Genomic DNA, 17,765 nt, shown 5'->3' on the forward strand with positions numbered 1-17,765 from the left:
TAGCGACGAAGCCTAATGCGCTTCGCCGCCACAAGCGCTTGTGCCCATGAGGGCGATGGCACCATTGGCTTGTGGGCCGTAAATTTCGTGCCGCCCTATTGATCGAGACCGAGCCAACGACTGGTTGCCCGCGCCTGGCGTTCGGTCAGGATCTTCTGACTGCTCTCGAGCCGAACAGCCCGCTGCAAGACCTTGAGCGATGCCCGGATCGCATCAAACGCCTTCCGTTCGGCAGAGGGCACCATGTTGACGACCCCCTTCTCATCACGCCCGATTGCACCGGGCCCGAAGCGGGCGTCGAGAGCCTTGCTTGTCGCAGCGAACTCGTCGCGGACCTTCGGATCGAGCGCGCCGATCATTCCGGCAAGCGCCCCCGGGTTCTTCTTGGCCGCTAAGGTGAGGCGCACGAGATCATCGCGAGCACCCCTGCTCAGCCCCGGAATGGCTATCCCCATGCGTCGCCGCTCCTCAGCAAGCGTGCGGAGAGCCGCACCGAATGCACTCGAATAGGCAGAAGCAAGGGCCGTCAGGCGACTGCCAACCTCTGGGAGGGCTTGCAGCGCATCCCTGCGCTCTTGCCCGGAAGCAAGCAGCCGGTCGATCAGGCGGTCCGAACCGCGCAGCGCTCCGTAGGCTCTGGGATCGCTGGCGACGGCTGCAGCGATGCGATCTGCCACAATACCCCTTGTGACCAAGGCCTCGATTGTCGCCACCACTGCGGCCGGATCACGCCAGATGTTGACCGCCGCTTCCGCAAGGGCTGCGCGGCGCTTCTGGTAATGCGGTGTCGACATGGCGCGTGCTTTGGCCTCTTCCTCGACCGGCGCCTTGAATTCGGTTACCCCGGCAAGCAGCGGCGGCGAATTCTGCCTTTCCGGATCAAAGGCCGCGGCAGCGACAATCCGCGTGCGATCCTCGCGTTCGGCCTGATGCTGCGCTTCGGCAAACCGCTTCACAGCCTTGAAGACATTCACCAGCTCCTCGCGCCTTTCCGGTATCAAGTCCTTCGGCATGCGCTCCATGGCGCTGGCCTCGACATGCTCATTGGCCCTATCGGTAAAGGCGCTCCCGCCGAAGCGAACCGTCAGCGCCGCGCTGACCGCCTTGATTTCCTGCACGACGGAACGATCCGCGGCGGCGAACAAGAACGCCGTCTTGTAAGCCTCCTCCCCACCCCGTTGCCGGACGGCTTCGATTTCGTCGAGGCGGGCACGAGCAGCTCGCGACAGCGCCGGAATCGACAAAGACATTTGCGCGCGGCGCGTCCGCTCACGCGCTGCAAAGCGTTCGGCGTTCTTGCGAAAGGCCGCAGCATGGGCGCGCATCAGCGGCTTCAATTCAGCAAGAGCGGCAATTGCGGCATTGCGCTCATGACGCGCCGCCCGCCTATCGATCAGGAGGTCCGAGCCGCGTAAACGTCCGAGCCTGGCCGGCGCGCGTGTAATGTCGTCGGCAAGCCGTTGGGGCGGCGCGTCAGTGTGCGAAGCCATCTCGTTGAGCACGGCAAGCGCCTTGTCCGGATCAACAAAGATCTTTGCGAGCTGCGCGCGAAGGATTGCTTCGCGCGCCTGACAGCCCGGTGAAGCCAGTTGCGCCAAACGCGCATCCTCTTCCACGCCGCTTGAAAAAGACGTCACAGGAGCCAGAAGATACCGCATGTCCTCGACACTGGTCTGCGCAACGGATGCAGCCGGGGACCGGTCATCATGAGCGATGAGGCGCTCGCGCTCCATCGCAAAACCTAGAGCAACGTTTGCCCGCTCCCATACCATCGCCAGTTCCTTCCTGTTTCTGCCAAGTCGCGTCAGCTGCCGGGCGACATTCTCTTCCATCCCGGCAGCGATTTCGGCGAGATGGTCAATCCCGCGACGCCGCGCGAAATCACCTGCATAGGCCTGGTAGCCAGCCTCATCGTCGAAATCGAGCGTCGTGGTCTTGGCGCCGGAACGCGACAACCGCTCGACAAGCTGCTTGAACAGTTCGGGCCGATGGCTCTCCTGCTCGATGCGCTTCCGGCGGGCTTCGGCGGCTTCGACCTGTGTGGCCGCCCAGACATTGCGATGCACCACCCTTTCCTCGAACCGCTTCTGTCCGGTTTCCTCATCGATGACAGGAACCTGAACTTTGACCTTCTCAACACCGTCCTTGCGCAGAGTGACCATGTCCCCGAGGTGGAGCCCACCCTCCCGGAGTGCCTTCGGCAGGCTTACGCCCCAGAGCCTGTGCGTAACCGCGTCATCGGTTTTGACGTCAGCATATGGGCTCGGATCGACGTCCGCTCCTGCGCGGAAATGTGCCTCTCCGACACCGACAAGTTCGCCAGTGACGCCGGCTGAATGATCGAAACGGCGGTGAGTGCCCCATTCAGGTTGTACCGCAAAGTCTTCCTTGGCCGCGTATAGATCGGCACGGTTGCGATGGCGGGTCATCGAAACATAGGTCAGATGGTGATCCATCATGCCGGTCGCGAGAACGAACGTCCGGTCGACGGTGGCACCCTGAGATTTGTGGATCGTCGTGGCATATCCGTGATCGACATTGCGGTAGCTGTCCTCACTGAAGGTGACATCACGGCCATTGTCGAGGCGCACTGAAAGTAATGTCCGACCTCGTTTATCGGTCGTCGAAACAACCGTGCCCAGCATTCCGTTCTTGACATACTGGACGTCGATATTCGCAGCGTGCGGCTCGAGAAAACGGCCGTTCTTGAGGAAGATGATACGGTCGCCAATGGCAAATTCACGCGCCCCTTGTTCGGTCTGGAAGGCGCGACTGTCACGAAGCGCGTCCTCGGCCATCATCACCGTCCTCAGTGCCTCGTTCAAACGCTTCACATCCGCGTTCGTGTGAGCGAGAACGAGTAGTTCGTCGCCGCGCAAACCCGGGCTTCCTTCATCGGCCGATCTCTGAAGGAGTTCGCGACGGGCACCGGTCCAGTCGGAAACGATGCGTCCGATGGCGTCCTCTCGCGTATCCGCTTCGATGATATGACCTCGCTCCACATAGGCGTCGAGACCCTGTTCGACGTCGCCGCGCGCAAACAGCCGGGAAGCCTCGCGCGCCCATTGCTCGCTTTGCCGGCGCACGCCCGAAAGCTCCGCAAAGCCGATCCGCTCCGTAATCGCCCGGAACGCAGCGCCCGCCTGGATCGGCTGAAGCTGCATGGCGTCGCCGATCAGGACGGCCTTCGCGCCTGCCTCTTCGGCAAACTTCAGGACGCGCGCCATTTGCTTCGACGACACCATGCCGGCTTCGTCGATCACAAGCACGTCGCCGCGCCCAAGCCTGTCGCGGCCATCGGTCCAGGCGAGCTCCCAGGATGCAAGCGTCCGCGACTTGATTTTCGAACTGTCCTCCAGGCCTTCGGCGGCCTTTCCGGCAAGTGCTGCGCCGATCACTCGGCGACCTTCGCTTTCCCAAGCGATGCGCGCCGCATCCAGAAGTGTGGACTTGCCGGCGCCGGCAAGCCCCATGACCGCAGCAATGGCACTGTTTCCTGTGACATGCCTGACGGCGTCCACCTGCTCCGCATCGAGCCGGAAACGCCTTTGCGGATCACGCGTTTCGACGATTCCGATCGCCGCGGTAATCCGCCGATCGGCGACGGCATACCCGCGGCGCTTCGCGAGAACTCGCACAGACTGAGCCATGTCATATTCGGTGCGCAGGATGTCGCGCGTGGTTAAGATTGCGGGCTCTGCAGCTTTTCCGGTCTGCGGATCGAACGCTTGCGGCTTCAGCATCACGAGATCGTTCGAAGCCATCAGCCGCGCACGGATATTGGCAAAGTCAACCGGATCGTCGACATAGCGGTGGAGCGTCCGGGCGATATCACGCTCATCAAAGGTCGAGCGCTCATTGGCAAGCTGCTTCAAGAGGAGTTCGGGATCTGCAAGCAGTCGATCCGCCATCTCCTGCCGGCGGGCAAGCTCCGCCGGCGCGAAGAACATCTGTCTGCCCTTGCGAGCCAATGCCGCTTTTTCCGGACCGAGATGTTTCTGCGCGATTCCGTCCAGGCCTTGCTCGGGATAGGAGCGGCCGTCGAGCCGGATCTCATGTCCGGCAAGTGCCAGATGCCGATTGGCCGTGTGGGCCCAGGCAATCTTCCACGCCTTCAGCGTTTCCGTATCGCCGGCCCAGATTCGATAGACGATCCTGCCCTTCGGACGGTCCGGCGTTACGACGCGCAGCGGCTTACCATCTGCTCCAGTTACCGCCACCTTCTTCGGCCCGAACCCCTCTTCCGTCAGACGTCTCAGCGTTGTCATCAGGTGGATGTGAGGATTGCCGTCTTTGTCGTGATAGACCCAGTCGGCGACCATTCCTCTTAAGGTGAGGTTGTCGCGGACGAATTCGCGCACCAGTGTGATGTTCTCGGTTCGCGTCAGTTCCTCAGGCAAGGCAATGATCAGTTCGCGGGCAAGCTGCGCGTCGGCCCGCTTCTCGAAGGCATCTACGGCGTTCCAGAGCACCTCGCTGGCACCGGCGATCGAGCGTCCGTCAATCGCCTTGCGCAGCCACGCCGGCGTTTCATCCGGCAGGACCAGCTCCTCATGCACCAGTTCGGACGAACCGCCGCGATAGCTGAAGGATGTGCCAACCTGCTCGTCCGTCATTCTCGTGCGATGGCGATAAGCCGCAGCCGAGACGACGCTCCGTCCCGCTCCCCTGCTGATCACTTGCGCTCTGACGAACATGATCGCCACGACCGTCTCCAGACCTGTCCAGCCACGTCGCGCGAGCGACGTATATTGCGCCCTCAAACCGATCGGGCCGGCTGGGCTGATACCGCTTTTCCGAAGAAGGCCAGCGGCCGGAATTCCGCACGAGATTCTGAGGCCGGCGCAAGATAGCCTGTTTAACTGACTTGTTCCAGAGTGTATAATCAGAGTGTCACATCAACACGACACAATGGATCATCAAGAATGTCAGCCAAATCATCAATTTCCGAGCTCGATGCGCAGATCGAGAAGCTTAAGGAACGCAGAAGACTTTTGATAGTCAAATCCGCCGAGCGCTTTGCTCGCGCCGCCACAAAGGCGGGTCTGGCTGAAATGGAGTTACCCGACGAAGCACTCGATCAGATCATCGCCGAGATTGCGGCGCGATTTCGCAAAGAGGAGAAAAGGACGGCTGGTGGCGCGGCTTCTCAAGCGCCTCGACCAGCGGATAGCGGAACTGGAACGCCGGCGGCGGTTTCACATGACGGCTGAGCGCAAGCGCGAGGCGCGCGAGAAATTTCTGATCGGCGGCATCGTCGTCAGGGCCGGGCTATCGAAAGCCGACCGGGCGTTCCTGTTCGGCGGCCTGCTTGAACTGGCCCGGATCGTTCCGGGCTCTTTAGAACATCAGCGGCTGCGCGACCTTGGCGAAGAGGCGTTCAGGGCCGCTTTTCTGGATGCTGGTCAGGAGAGGACGGAATGGCATTGAAGCATCGATTGCATCCAAGCCTTATGCTTGTGCTCGTCCCCGTCGCCATCACCGCCTTTGCTGTCTACGTGACTGGGTGGCGATGGCACGCATTGGCAGTCGGCATGCCAGGAAGAATGCAATACTGGTTCCTGCGGTCAGCACCGCTGCCGCCATTTCTGCTCGGACCGCTCGCAGGGCTCCTGACTGTCTGGCCCTTGCCATTGCATCGACGCCGTCCGATCGCGATCTCAAGCCTTCTCGGCTTTCTCGCCGTTGCCGGCTTCTACGCCTTGCGCGAATATGGACGTCTTGCTCCCCTGGTCGAGCGCGGCCTTGTCGCCTGGGATGAGGCGCTTTCTTATCTCGACGCTTTCGTCGTGACTGGATTTATTTCTGGCTTTCTGATCGTTGCCGTGTCAGCGCGCATCTCCGTCGTGGTTGCCGATCCAGTCAGGCGCGTCAAAGGTGGAATCTTCGGTGACGCCGACTGGCTCTCGATGCCTGCGGCCGCAAGGCTTTTCCCGCCGGACGGCGAAATCGTCGTCGGCGAGCGTTATCGCGTCGACCGCGAGCTCGTGCACAAGCTTCCCTTCGACCCGAACGATCGTTCGACGTGGGGAAAGGGCGGCAGGGCGCCGCTGTTGACCTACAAGCAGGATTTCGACTCCACGCATATGCTGTTCTTCGCCGGCTCCGGCGGATTCAAGACAACCAGCAATGTCGTGCCGACGGCACTTCGATATTCCGGTCCGCTCATCTGCCTCGACCCGTCGACAGAAGTTGCACCGATGGTGGTCGAGTACCGCAGGCGTGTCATCGGCCGTGACGTGATGGTGCTCGACCCTGCCGATCCGCGAACCGGCTTCGACGTCCTCGACGGCATTGAATCGTCGGCCCGCAAGGAAGAAGACATCGTCGGAATGGCGCATATGCTGTTGTCGGAAAGCGCACGTTTCGAATCGTCAAGTGGCGCCTACTTCCAGAACCAGGCGCACAATCTGCTGACCGGACTGCTTGCCCATGTGATGCTCTCGCCAGAATATGCCGGCAGGCGAACGCTGCGTAGTTTGCGTCAGATCGTTTCCGAGCCCGAGCCGTCGGTCCTCGCCATGCTGCGCGACGTTCAGGAGAACTCTGGGTCGGCCTTTATCCGCGAGACGCTGGGTGTCTTCACGAACATGACGGAGCAGACGTTTTCCGGCGTCTACTCGACCGCATCGAAGGACACGCAATGGCTGTCGCTCGAAAATTACGCCGGTCTCGTCTGTGGCAACGCATTCAGATCCGGCGACATCGTCTCTGGCAAAAAGGATGTGTTCCTAAACATCCCGGCCGCTATCCTGCGCTCGTATCCTGGCATCGGAAGGGTGATCATCGGCTCATTGATCAAGGCCATGGTGCAGGCCGATGGCGCATTCGACCGCCGCACATTGTTCATGCTCGATGAGGTCGACCTGCTCGGCTACATGCGGGTGCTGGAAGAAGCGCGCGACCGCGGCCGCAAATACGGGATCACTCTGATGCTGATGTACCAGTCCGTCGGACAGTTGGAGCGGCATTTCGGCAAGGACGGGGCGGTCTCATGGATCGACGGCTGCGCGTTTGCCTCCTACGCCGCAGTCAAGGCACTCGACACGGCCCGCAGCGTCTCGGCTCAATGCGGGGAAATGACCGTCGAGGTAAAGGGCCGGTCGCGCAATATCGGCTGGAGCAGTTCTGCCATGGGATCGCGCCAATCGGAAAGTGTGAATTTTCAAAGAAGACCGCTGATCATGCCACACGAGATCACCCAGTCGATGCGAAAGGACGAACAGATCGTTATCGTCCAAGGCCAAAGTCCGCTCCGTTGCGGGCGAGCGATCTATTTTCGGCGCAAGGACATGAACGAGCAGGCCAAAGCCAACCGTTTCGTCAAAACCAGCCTCTGACCGGCAAGAATATCGTCAGTTGGCCAAGGTCCTGCTTGCTGTGCATTATGCTTCCGACTGCACGGATCGAAGTGCTCCCGCCATTGAGCCGGCACCTGAAGCGGAAGAGGTCAGGAAACCCTCTCGATGCGGTCTGCCCCGTTGGTTCATCCATGCCTTATACCTTTTGAAGGGATGCTCGAGACTCCCGCTGACCCCGAGGTCGTCTTGGGGTGCGCCGCCTGAACCAGACGCCAGATCGCGGCACGAAATGCAGGACACCAGGGACTGGCGCTGGCCGAACCATTCACTCGGACCCCAAAAGAGCGCGAGAGATCGCGCCCGGAAGCGGCTTTCCTTGACTCGTCGACGGGTTCTACGGCTCCACTTTTTTGGGCCGCCCGCGACCGAGAGCGCCATCGGCGCGGGCCTGCAAATAGGCGTAGATGTCGTCGATATAAGGAGCAAAATTGGGATCGTTGGTGAACCTTTCATGACCCAACTCCCGCTCTTGGTCTGGCCGTCGCGAACGACACGCCTGACCGTCTGGAAGGCATCCTCATGAGGGTGGCTCCTTCTCGGAAACTGCGGCATCGAACTGACGGTCGAGCACGGCCTGCTCGGCGAGAAGCTTGTCGAGCTCCGCCTGGGCTGCGGCGCGTTCGCTGGGCGTGAGGTTGCAGGCGGCAAGCTCGGCGCGCAGCTGGTGGATTTCGTCGTAGCTGGTAAGCATGTGTCTCTCCTCTGTTTGAAGACGAGAGACGGGCGCGATGCCCGAGCGGATCGGGTCGAGGATCGCCGCAGGCGACCGGCGGAGCCGGCGAGTGGGGGAGCCGAAATGCGCAGCATTTCGGGGGTACCACTCGTCCTCGAGGCGGTCTGGGCCGGCATGGTACAATCGGCCATCTGAAGTGACAGAATTCTGGTCTCCACGGTTTATTCATGATGCCGAGCGTCGGGTCATGTCGCGCCAGAAGGGTGGAAACCCGCAGTTTTCCCGGGCTTCCGGCATGGCATGTCGGCATCATAAATCCCGTCAGTGCCGAGTGCGGCTCCTTGAAGGCGACTTGGATGTGCGTCATCCGTCCGGGGGAGATCGAAGGGCTTCGCGAGTAAAATCGTCGAGCAACTGCCAAAGCGTGCCCGAAGAGATCGGCATGAAATCATAACCTTTCGAAAGCGCCGCTGCTCGCAGCGCGCAAAGGGTCTCAAAGGCGCGGAATTCGGTTCCAAGCCAGAGTGCGAGGTCATCGCCAAATTCGTCCGGAAACGCCTGCAGGAAGAAGGTCTGCAATGGCCGGTCGTAGCCGATGACGGCATCGGGATCACTATGGCGGGAGGAGATCTTCGTGACGGTGATCGTGTAGCGGCTCATCGGGAGCTCCTCTGATCGGATGGGGGTGGGGTTGCGGGTGGGGCCGGCCCCGTTGCCGGGGCCGGCCTTCCGGATCAGGCCGGGTTGTTCCAGAGGATGACCTTGCGGTTCGGTTCGCCGCCGGGGGCGGGTGCGAGATTGCCGAAGATCACGCCGATTTCCGGTGCCTCCAGCTTGACGGAGAGGTATTCTTCGCCGGTCTGGCGGGCGATGCGGGCCCACGCGGCGCCGATTTCAAAGCCGGTCTTGCGGTGGATGACGCGGTAGTCCGGGGCTTCCTCGCTCGCCTTGTTGGCGTTGGGGACGATGGCGATCGGGGCGTTGACCCGGATGGTGGCGAAGACGCCTTCGAGGGTGCCGTCGGTCTTCTGCGTCAGGGTTGCGATCGTGGTGGCCATGGTATTGTCTCCTTCGGTTGCTCGGGACCATTCCCGATGGCGCCCGAAGAAGGGGCCGAGCCGCAGGCGTCACCGGAGCGCCAGCGCAGGGGAACCCCTTGCGGGTTGACGCTGATCGTGGCCGGTCCCTTAGAAAGGCGGCATATAAAACGGGAATGGTCCTCAGCAGCCGACGGGGAGACGTCGTCCGTGGCTCATCCGATGCGTCTCGGTGGCAGACCGCCTGCGCCTGCAATGCATGGCGCCGTCCGCATCAACGCCTCCTCGTCCGTTTTCGGCTACAGGCGAGCCCGGCCTGTCCCACGCCAGGCGTCAGTGCCTCACGGGCGGTATCGCCCGCCCGCCGCCTCGCCGCCCGACCATGGGGACGTAGACGCTCGATGCCGGCCTGTTCGGCGGTATTTCGAGAGGCTCACCCTGACCCCGAGCCGGTCCCGGTCTCTGCCAAAGGGCTCGCTGGACCTCGATAGCAGGGCGCGCAGGCTTCATCGCCCACGGGCCACTCGTATCCCTCAGGCTCCTTTATTGCTTCGATCTGAAACCGGCTGCCGTCGGCGCATCAGCCGTCGATGCGAAACCCGACCTTCATGACCACCTGGTAGTGGCCCACCACGCCGTCCTCGATGTGACCGCGAATTTGATCGACTTCGAACCATTCGAGGTTTCTCATCGTCTTTGAGGCCCGAGAAATTGCCGTTTCGATCGCCTCCGTGACAGACGTTTTCGAACTGCCGATCAGTTCGACCTTCTTGTAAACGTGGTCGTTCATGTCATCTTCCTTTCGAACCGAAATGCCTCCAACACGGCTTCTAAGCGTGCCCTCGAGCACAGACGATCCTGGAACGGGCGCCTGTTGTCAAACGGGGATACGAATGCTTTTGACGGGGGACGGGAAGGTCAGTCGATCCGATTGTCCGGTGCCCAATCGGCGCTCGATCTCGAACCACTGATTGCGGCAAGCCGGGCGGCAAAAAGGGAGTGGCGATGATGACAGTGCCGTTGACCCGGCCGAAATCGGCGGCCGCAGCTTCGCCGTCGCAATTTTTCATGCCGACGTCGCTCCGTTACGCTTCGGCTTTGGCTGATGCAGCCGACGCTTCACGTTCGGGCGCAGCGCATTGCGCACATCCTTGTCCACCACGGCGAGATCGAACCACTCCGGATCGAAATGTCCGCCACACCACCGTTTCATTTCAGCGTGTTCGGGGTCTGTCTTGTCCGACATGGTTTCCAGGAAGCGTTCATATCCGTGCACACCACCGACATCTTCGGGCGGCCTGGCGCGCGCTCCATCGATGCAGGTCGCGTGCCTGGGAGTGACGTCAAGGACCATGAATTCCTCGATGACGACCGAATGGAGCCAGGAATCCCCAAAGTCGTACAGGTAATTGAAGACGGCTTTCTGCTCGAAGTCGCGAAGGCGAACCGCGCGAAAATCAAAGACGCGGGGATCATCTTCAATAGCATCCTCCATCAGCAACTCCACATCGCCGTAGCGCAAGCCTCCGATCTGGAACTCGTGCAGGTGATAGTTCCACCAGTTGAATGCCGCCTGAATAACGAGATGCAACTGCTCAAGATTCCACCGCGACGGCAGGACCAACCGGCGCCAGACCTCCGGCTCGATCTCATCCAGTGAGATGTGAACCTGTACTGCGTTGATGGGTTCAAACATGGCGCAATGTGAACAGCATGAATCGAAAAGGGTCAAGTCGACGACACCCACCCACCCTGTCCGGCAAAAAGCCATGCGTGATCCCGCATGGCTCCTTGATACAATCTGTCAGGCACCGTCTCCTGCAGCCTGCCACACGGAAATTCCGAGTCGGCGGGCCTTGTCGGCGAGATTTTTGGTGATACCGGAGCCGGGAAAAATGATGACGCCGGCCGGCATCACCGAGAGCATGTCGTCGTTGCGGCGGAACGGTGCGGCCTTGGCGTGCTTCGTCCAGTTCGGCTTGAAGGTGATCTGCGTTATCTTGCGGGCCTGCGCCCAGCAGGCGGCAATGCGCTCGGCGCCTTTCGGCGAGCCGCCGTGGAGCAGGACCATGTCCGGGTGCTTGGCGTGGACCTGATCGAGCTTTGCCCAGATCAGTTCGTGATCGTTGTAGTCCATTCCGCCGGAAAATGCGATCTTTGTGCCGACGGGGATCAGCACCTCGGTTTGGGCCCGGCGGCGGGCGGAGAGGAAGTCTCTGGAGTCGATCAATGCCGCGGTCATGTTGGCATGGCTGACCCTGGAGCCGGTGCGCGGCCGCCAGGACGAGCCGGTCCTGGCCTCGAAGAGGTCTGCTGCAAAGTCGCGCATGAACTCGAAGGCGTTGCGGCGTTCAAGCAGCGTGACGCCTTCGGATATGAGACGTTCGAGCGCGACGCTTTTCACCTCACTTCCGTCCTGCTCGCGCTGGCCGGTTCGCTGCGCCTCCTCGTTGCGGTCGAGTTCGCGCTCGATGCGCTCGCCGGCGCGATGGAAGAGATTGACTGTCGACCAGAGCAGGCTTTCGAGATCGGGTTCGAGCCGCGTGTCGCCGAGCATCTCGGACATGGCGTCGAAAATCGCGGTCAGGGCCGACTGGACGACCGGCTCTTCGGGAAGCGGCCGCGGATCGGGCTCGTCCTCAAAAGGGCGATGGCCATAGATCTGCATTTCGTAGATGAAGCGATCGGTGGGCGAGGATGCGTGAACGGGCTCGAAGCCGTCGTCGAGTTCGGGGGTAAGGTCCATTGTGGTCTCCATCGGGTTGCGGCCGCGCCTCTCGCGGCCTGACGGCGATCCCGTCCACGCGGGAGACTGGCCGGAACCGCGGCGTGTCTCACGCCGCGGCAAAGCGTGAGCGCCGGGCGGCGGAAGGAAGGTTTCCTGTCCCGCGAGGAGCGCTGGCCTCGCCAGCGCGGGGAAGAAACCTGACTGACCCGCTGGAGGCCCGGCTCCGCGTGGCAAGGGTCGGCTCACGGCAGGCCCGCGGGCGCGCCCGCCCGGGAGAGACTTGCGGGGCGGCCGAGCTGACACGTGAATTGCTCGCCTGCCGCGGCCCGCCAATCAGGCGCCCAGAAAGGTCATCGCATCAGGCGGCGCGAGCTGCTGGCGCAGGGCTTCCGTCAGCCGATCCGGCCCGAGCCGCCGCAGATCCTCGTTGAAGTCGCCGAGCTCTGAAGCAATGACGAGCGGCAGGATCCCGAGAGCCTGAAGCCGGCGGCTCAGTCCTTCGATCCCGCGCCGGCCGGCTGCATCGGCGTCGGCCGCTATATAGAGGCGTTGGCAGCCTGGTGGCGGCACGAAGGCGGCAAGGTGAGTGACGGTGAGCGCCGCTGCCATCGGCATGGCGGGCATCACCTGGAACAATGACAGAGTGGATTCGAGCCCCTCGCCTGCCGCAAGCACCGGCACAGGTCCATGGACCGGAAAACCGAAGCGAACGGCATTGCCAAGGAGGATACCAAGCGCGCGGCGGGGATCTTTGACCCTGGCCTTTCCGTCGCCATTCTGGTCGAGCCATGTGCGATGCACGCCGGTGATCGTTCCGGCAGCGTCGGTGACAGCAGCAATCAGGGCGGGATGACTGGCTCTGCTGCCGGTCAGCAGATCCCGGTAATAGCAGGACGGATGGAAGCGCAGCGCAGCCTGTGCGGATGCATTCACGATGCCGCGCTGACGCAGATAGCGATCCGCAAGCGTGCCTGCCAACGGCTGCGACATGTGAAAGAGACGCCGGGCCCGTTCCGCGGCCGGCCGGTTGGGCGGGGCAGAACCGGTATGTCCATCCTCTTTCGATGCCACTGGATCGGGCTTGGGCAAGCTCAGAAAATGCCTTGCCTCATCGGCCACGTCGCGGAAATTCACCAGTCCGCATGTCTCGCGGATGAGGTCGAGCAGGTTGCCATGCTGGCCGGTGGCCGCGTCCGTCCATTTGCCGGCCCGCGGGCCGGTGAGATGAACATAGAGCGAGCGGCCCTTGCTGTTGGCGAGGTCGCCGACGATCCAGTAATTGCCGGCGCGCCGGCCGGCCGAGAGGTAATGGCGACAGACGGCTTCGGCAATGCGCGCGAGACGGTCGGCCAGTTCGGAGGCGGACGACATGATCGAGCCTTTCTCACGACTGTCTCGTTACGTCGATCATGCGATGCCGCTGCATCGGAGGCGCGTGAATCCCCGATCCGACCTCCGTCACCAGAGTGAAGGGCCGGGTCGTCCAACTGAACATCTTCAAAAACCGCGACGGAACAGGGGCTGGAGCGGCCGCGGCCGGGGAAGAGATCGCCTTCATGGGAAACCTTTCGAGAGCAGGAACCGACCGGCCTACCCAGGCGCTCTCCAAGTCCGGCAAGGCCAACCCTTACCCGGCCCGTCTCTGCCTCCGACGCGCGACCGGCCGCGTCCGCCGCCTCATCGAATGTGAGGCACGGTTTCCAGGGCAAATTGGCGACATGGACGGGCCATGACCGCCCACTATTTCAGATCGCGCCCCCATATACTGCCTTATTTGGGATAGTATAATGCGCTCGCTTCGTGCTACAACTGCCGAAACCAATTCGGCTCGATCACCCTTTGCGGGCAGAGAAACGGAACGACGTGCGGCAATTCTTGATCGGCGACCGTTCACTTGATGAGGGCTCTTGCGAGCTGCAGGCACTGCTTGCTCGTGCTTACGAGCAGAAGCTCCGGCCCCTCTGCCTGTGCCGGGAGCCAGCGGTCCCGATGTATATTGCGAGGTTCGACGGGCAGTACCTCGTCAAACGCATGCCTCTTTCCGGGCGCGATCACGACCCCGCCTGCCCCTCATGCGAACCGCCTTACGAGCTTTCCGGCCTTGGCCCCCTGGTTGGCAATGCAATCCGTCTTGACGAAACGACCGGGACAGCGGCGCTTGCATTAGACTTTTCGCTGTCGAAACGAGGATCGCGGGCCGCCGCGATCCCATCCGGCGAACCGTCCGATACGATCCGGAACGAAACAAAGAAGCTCTCGCTACGGGCCGTGCTGCATTATCTCTGGGAAGTCGGGGAACTGACGGAATGGACCTCACTGTGGTCGGGAAGGCGCGGCTGGGGGCGGGTCCGCGCAAGCCTCATCAATGCCGCAAAGCAGATGACGGCGCGCGGCAAGCCTTTGAGCGACATGCTCTTCGTGCCGGAGGTATTCCATGCGGAAGACAGGGAGGGGATCGCCGCCAGGCGGGCAGCCGCTCTCGGCGGCCTGCAAGCGGCGGGTTCGGGGCTAAGGACGCTCATGCTTCTGGTCGGAGAGGTGAAGGAGTTTACGCCAGCGCGCGACGGCTGGAAGATCGCTATCCGACACATGCCCTTTGCGTTCATGATTGACGATGGAGCTTGGCGACGCCTAAATACCCGCTACGCGAGCGAGCTGGAGATCTGGCGGTCGAACGAAGCGTTTCATCTGGTTGCTATCGCCACCTTCGGCATTTCAAAGACCGGCATTGCCTCGGTCGAGGAAATTGACCTGATGGTCGTCAACCAGAATTGGATCCCCTTCGAGACCGTAGATGAACAGCGGTTGCTTGAGCGGCTGGCGGATCTGCGACGCAAGAGTGTCAAAAGTCTGCGATTCAACCTGTCTCGCGACCAGCCGGTCGTTTGCGTCACGCTGCCGGAACAAAGCCCGGTGCCGGTGGCGATGTGTGTCGTGCCAGCCGGCGCTGATGAGGAGTATGAACGCATGCTTGCCGAGATGTTGGCTGCGAGACCGGAGATGACGCCGTGGATCTGGCGCATTGCCGATGGAGAAATGCCGCCGCTGCCGGTTCGTCAGGACAGCGCGACTGAAAAGCCTCGGTGAACTGCCGTAAAATTTCCAGGCGTAATGTCGGCAAATGCCGCAAGGGTGGCGGCAGGCACCGGCTTTTCAGCAGAGTGCCATCAATCTGGACATTCGGCACCAGTCTCGACCCAGGCGGCGACGAGGGCGGCAAAGGTCTCCTGAGAGCCTGGAGGGGCGCTGCGTCCTGCCCCCGGATGCCAGGCCCAGCCGACCAGATGGTCTTCGCCCATATGCCGTACGAGGTCGGCATGCGAACGATTGCCGTTGCGGCTTTCATCTTTTACCTGCCGGCATATGTCACCCACCGTCAGCCCTTGCCAGGCCATGCTGGCCGGGGCCAAAGACCAGTGTGCGTTGCCGGGAATGGATTTCATGCGGCTGCCCAAGATCGGACGGTTCTCCGCCCCATGGCAAGTGCTGCAGACGAGCCCGGCCGGACCCAGCGAGCTTTGGCTGGCATTCATCAACGGCACATGCGGATGCAGATCTTCTCCCTGCGTCGGGCTGCGCGTTGCCGGATGGCAGTTAATGCAGCGCGGATGCGTCATGACACGACTGGCTTCTTCGAAGATGGCTTTCGAGCGCGCGCCGGTCTCCGTGATCGCGTCGAAATCGGAGACGGTCTTCAGCGCTCCACCATCGGAAGTTTCGGCATGGCCCGGGAGGCCGATGCCGGCAACGCTGCCGATCGCAGCGAAAACAGCAGCGAGCGGAATTGCAAAAAGCCGCCTGGCCATGATCACACTCTCCGCAAGTCGTTCTGGTCGATCGGCAGCGACCGCAGCCGCTTGCCGGTTGCCGCAAAGATCGCATTGAAGAGCGAGGGCGCGACACCGGGTGTGCCAACCTCCCCTATGCCGCCCGGCGCCTCGGAACTCGGCACGATATGGACTTCGATTTTCGGCGTCTCGTTTATTCGCAGAACCGGAGAATCGTCGAAGTTGCCCTCGACCACGGCACCGTTGTGGACGGTAATGCGTCCATAGAGTGCAGCGCTGAGCCCGTAGATGATGCCGCTTAGTACCTGGGCTTCCACCGTGTCGGGATTGATGACCTGGCCACAGTCGACAGCGCAGATGATGCGATCGGTCTTGAGCTTGCCATCTTCGCCAACGCTTACCTCGGAGATCATCGCGGCGAAGCTGCCGAAATCCTCCAAGAGGGCGATACCCCTTCCCTTGCCTTCAGGCAGAGTGGTCGTCCAGTCCGCCTTCTGCGCCGCCAGGTCAAGCGCACCCAGAAGGCGCGGCTTATGCTGGAGCAGCCGCCTGCGGTAATCGAGGGGGTCGATGCCTGCCGCGTGAGCCAGTTCGTCGATGCCGCCTTCGACTGCGGGCACGTTGCGCGTGGCACCGACACCGCGCCAGTTGCCCGTCAACATCCCGTCTGGAGCCTCGTGGCGCACGAAGTCCGTAAATTTGTTCGGGATCGCATACGGTGTCTCCGCACCAGTCATGATGTCGAGGTCTACGCCGTCGCGCGTGAAGGCGGGCAGCCAACGCGCCATCACGGAAGGGCCGATGACGCGATGCCTCCAGGATACGGGCATGCCATCGGCACCTAGCGTCGCGGTGATCTTGCTGTAGTTCAGATAGCGATAGCAGTCGTGGCGAATGTCTTCCTCGCGGCTCCATGTGACCTTCACCGGGCCATCCACCTGCTTTGCGATCTTTGCCGCCACAATGACGCCGTCGACATCGAGCCTGCGGCCGAAACCGCCGCCGAGAAGATGGTTGTGCACGACGACCTTATCCAACGGGAGGCCTGTGACGTCGGCAACCGCTTGTCTTGCCCGACCCATCACCTGGGTGCCGAGCCATACGTCGCAGCTTTCGCTGCGGACGTGAACCGTGCAATTCATCGGCTCCATCGCCGAATGCGTGAGGATCGGCAGGCGGTAGACGAATTCAAGGAGCGGCTTGTGTTCGGATTCGGCTCTTTTGACATCGCCTTCGTTTATGTGGGGCAAGGCATTGCCCCCGATCGCATCCTCCGCGCGCTTCTCGAGATCTGCCAGCGACAGAGCACCATCGGCACCCTGGTCCCATTCGATGGAAAGTGCCGCAAGCCCCTTGCGCGCAGCACCGGTATTGTCGGCAACGACCGCGACTGCGTCCTCGATCCGGACGACCTGCCGGACCCCCTTGACCGCCATTGCCGGTTCATCCTTGACCGATCGCAGTTTTCCGCCGAAGTGGGGACAGATCGCAATCGCCGCATAGGACACCCCTTCCGGGCGGGCGTCGATACCGAACTTTGCCGTGCCATTGACCTTATCGGGACTGTCGAGACGGCGGATGGACTGGCCGATCACCTTGAAGCTGGACGCGGGTTTGAGCGGTACTTCCTGCGGAACGGCCTCTGAGGCTGCCGCCTCGATCAGGCTGCCGTAGTCTGAGCGGCGGCCGCTTGCGGGGTGAACGACATGCCCGGCCTCGGCCTTGCACGTATCGGCTGCGACGTTCCAGCCGCGCGCCGCCGCGTTTACCAGCATGATCCGGGCCGTGGCACCTGCCTTGCGCATCTGCTCGTAAACGCCGCGAATGGCAAGCGAACCGCCGGTGATCTGGTCACCCAGCAAGGGGTTTGCGTAGCGTGGAGGATCCGCAGGTGCGTGCTCCACCGTGATCTGATCGAGGCCGACTTCGAGCTCTTCGGCCAGCAGCATCGCCACCGAGGTGTAGATGCCTTGGCCCATCTCGACGGAGGGCATGATAAAAACGATCTTGCCTTGCGCAGGGATGCGAATGAAGGCGTTTGCTTCAAACGCCTCTGTGGCAGCCCAAGACGGCGACGGCCGAAGGCCGATGAGAAGGCCCGCTGCGGTTAGCGATGCGCCGATCAGAAAATGCCGACGCGAAACAGCAAGGTTGACTTTGTCGTGGACGGACATCACA

Annotated in this window: 14 protein-coding genes; 4 read left to right on the forward strand and 10 right to left on the reverse strand. The window is 62.0% G+C overall.

Going from position 1 to position 17,765, the window contains the following annotated elements:
• Positions 1-95 precede the first annotated feature (95 nt).
• Positions 96-4,706, reverse strand: a complete 4,611-nt coding sequence (traA, locus tag EV130_RS25535; RefSeq protein ID WP_132662036.1) for a Ti-type conjugative transfer relaxase TraA — start codon at positions 4,704-4,706, stop codon at positions 96-98.
• 219 nt (positions 4,707-4,925) lie between these two features.
• Here traA and EV130_RS25540 point away from each other — a divergent pair, with 219 nt between their 5' ends.
• The 3 genes from EV130_RS25540 to traG are packed head-to-tail and all read left to right on the forward strand — an operon-like array spanning position 4,926 to position 7,340.
• On the forward strand, positions 4,926-5,213 hold the full coding sequence (locus EV130_RS25540) for a TraC family protein (RefSeq protein ID WP_132662172.1): 288 nt from the start codon (positions 4,926-4,928) through the stop codon (positions 5,211-5,213).
• Positions 5,203-5,430 (forward strand): conjugal transfer protein TraD, encoded by a 228-nt coding sequence (locus EV130_RS25545; RefSeq protein ID WP_132553504.1) that lies wholly within the window; start codon positions 5,203-5,205, stop codon positions 5,428-5,430. Before EV130_RS25540 ends, EV130_RS25545 begins: the two co-directional genes overlap by 11 nt.
• Complete coding sequence (gene traG, locus EV130_RS25550; RefSeq protein ID WP_132662038.1) at positions 5,421-7,340, forward strand: Ti-type conjugative transfer system protein TraG; 1,920 nt, start codon at positions 5,421-5,423, stop codon at positions 7,338-7,340. Before EV130_RS25545 ends, traG begins: the two co-directional genes overlap by 10 nt.
• 538 nt (positions 7,341-7,878) lie before the next feature.
• Here traG and EV130_RS32715 read toward each other — a convergent pair.
• The 7 genes from EV130_RS32715 to EV130_RS25590 form a co-directional block, all read right to left on the reverse strand.
• Positions 7,879-8,052, reverse strand: a complete 174-nt coding sequence (locus tag EV130_RS32715; RefSeq protein ID WP_165918574.1) for a hypothetical protein — start codon at positions 8,050-8,052, stop codon at positions 7,879-7,881.
• 345 nt (positions 8,053-8,397) lie between these two features.
• Positions 8,398-8,694, reverse strand: coding sequence for a hypothetical protein (locus EV130_RS25560; protein ID WP_132662040.1), 297 nt, complete (start codon positions 8,692-8,694; stop codon positions 8,398-8,400).
• A 74-nt stretch (positions 8,695-8,768) separates the two neighbouring features.
• A complete protein-coding gene (locus EV130_RS25565; protein ID WP_132553510.1) occupies positions 8,769-9,092 on the reverse strand; it encodes a DUF736 domain-containing protein in 324 nt (107 codons plus the stop codon).
• Between the two features lie 559 nt (positions 9,093-9,651).
• Positions 9,652-9,861 carry a dodecin gene (locus EV130_RS25570; protein WP_132553512.1) on the reverse strand — a complete coding sequence of 70 codons (210 nt, stop codon included), beginning with the start codon at positions 9,859-9,861 and terminating at the stop codon, positions 9,652-9,654.
• A gap of 276 nt (positions 9,862-10,137) precedes the next feature.
• Positions 10,138-10,767 (reverse strand): plasmid pRiA4b ORF-3 family protein, encoded by a 630-nt coding sequence (locus EV130_RS25575; protein ID WP_132662174.1) that lies wholly within the window; start codon positions 10,765-10,767, stop codon positions 10,138-10,140.
• 108 nt (positions 10,768-10,875) lie between these two features.
• Positions 10,876-11,817 (reverse strand): DUF2493 domain-containing protein, encoded by a 942-nt coding sequence (locus EV130_RS25580; protein ID WP_132553514.1) that lies wholly within the window; start codon positions 11,815-11,817, stop codon positions 10,876-10,878.
• Positions 11,818-12,132: 315 nt separating this feature from the next.
• On the reverse strand, positions 12,133-13,170 hold the full coding sequence (locus EV130_RS25590) for a DUF7146 domain-containing protein (RefSeq protein WP_132662042.1): 1,038 nt from the start codon (positions 13,168-13,170) through the stop codon (positions 12,133-12,135).
• 492 nt (positions 13,171-13,662) lie between these two features.
• Here EV130_RS25590 and EV130_RS25595 point away from each other — a divergent pair, with 492 nt between their 5' ends.
• Complete coding sequence (locus EV130_RS25595; protein ID WP_132662044.1) at positions 13,663-14,886, forward strand: DUF1173 domain-containing protein; 1,224 nt, start codon at positions 13,663-13,665, stop codon at positions 14,884-14,886.
• Positions 14,887-14,966: 80 nt separating this feature from the next.
• Here EV130_RS25595 and EV130_RS25600 read toward each other — a convergent pair whose 3' ends face one another.
• Together EV130_RS25600 and EV130_RS25605 are read right to left on the reverse strand one after the other, a co-directional pair.
• Complete coding sequence (locus tag EV130_RS25600) at positions 14,967-15,605, reverse strand: Isoquinoline 1-oxidoreductase subunit (protein WP_245520111.1); 639 nt, start codon at positions 15,603-15,605, stop codon at positions 14,967-14,969.
• A 2-nt stretch (positions 15,606-15,607) separates the two neighbouring features.
• A complete protein-coding gene (locus EV130_RS25605; RefSeq protein ID WP_132553520.1) occupies positions 15,608-17,761 on the reverse strand; it encodes a xanthine dehydrogenase family protein molybdopterin-binding subunit in 2,154 nt (717 codons plus the stop codon).
• Between the last annotated feature and the right edge of the window lie 4 nt (positions 17,762-17,765).

The sequence above is a fragment of the Rhizobium azibense genome (assembly GCF_004342325.1).
GTDB lineage: Bacteria > Pseudomonadota > Alphaproteobacteria > Rhizobiales > Rhizobiaceae > Rhizobium > Rhizobium etli_B.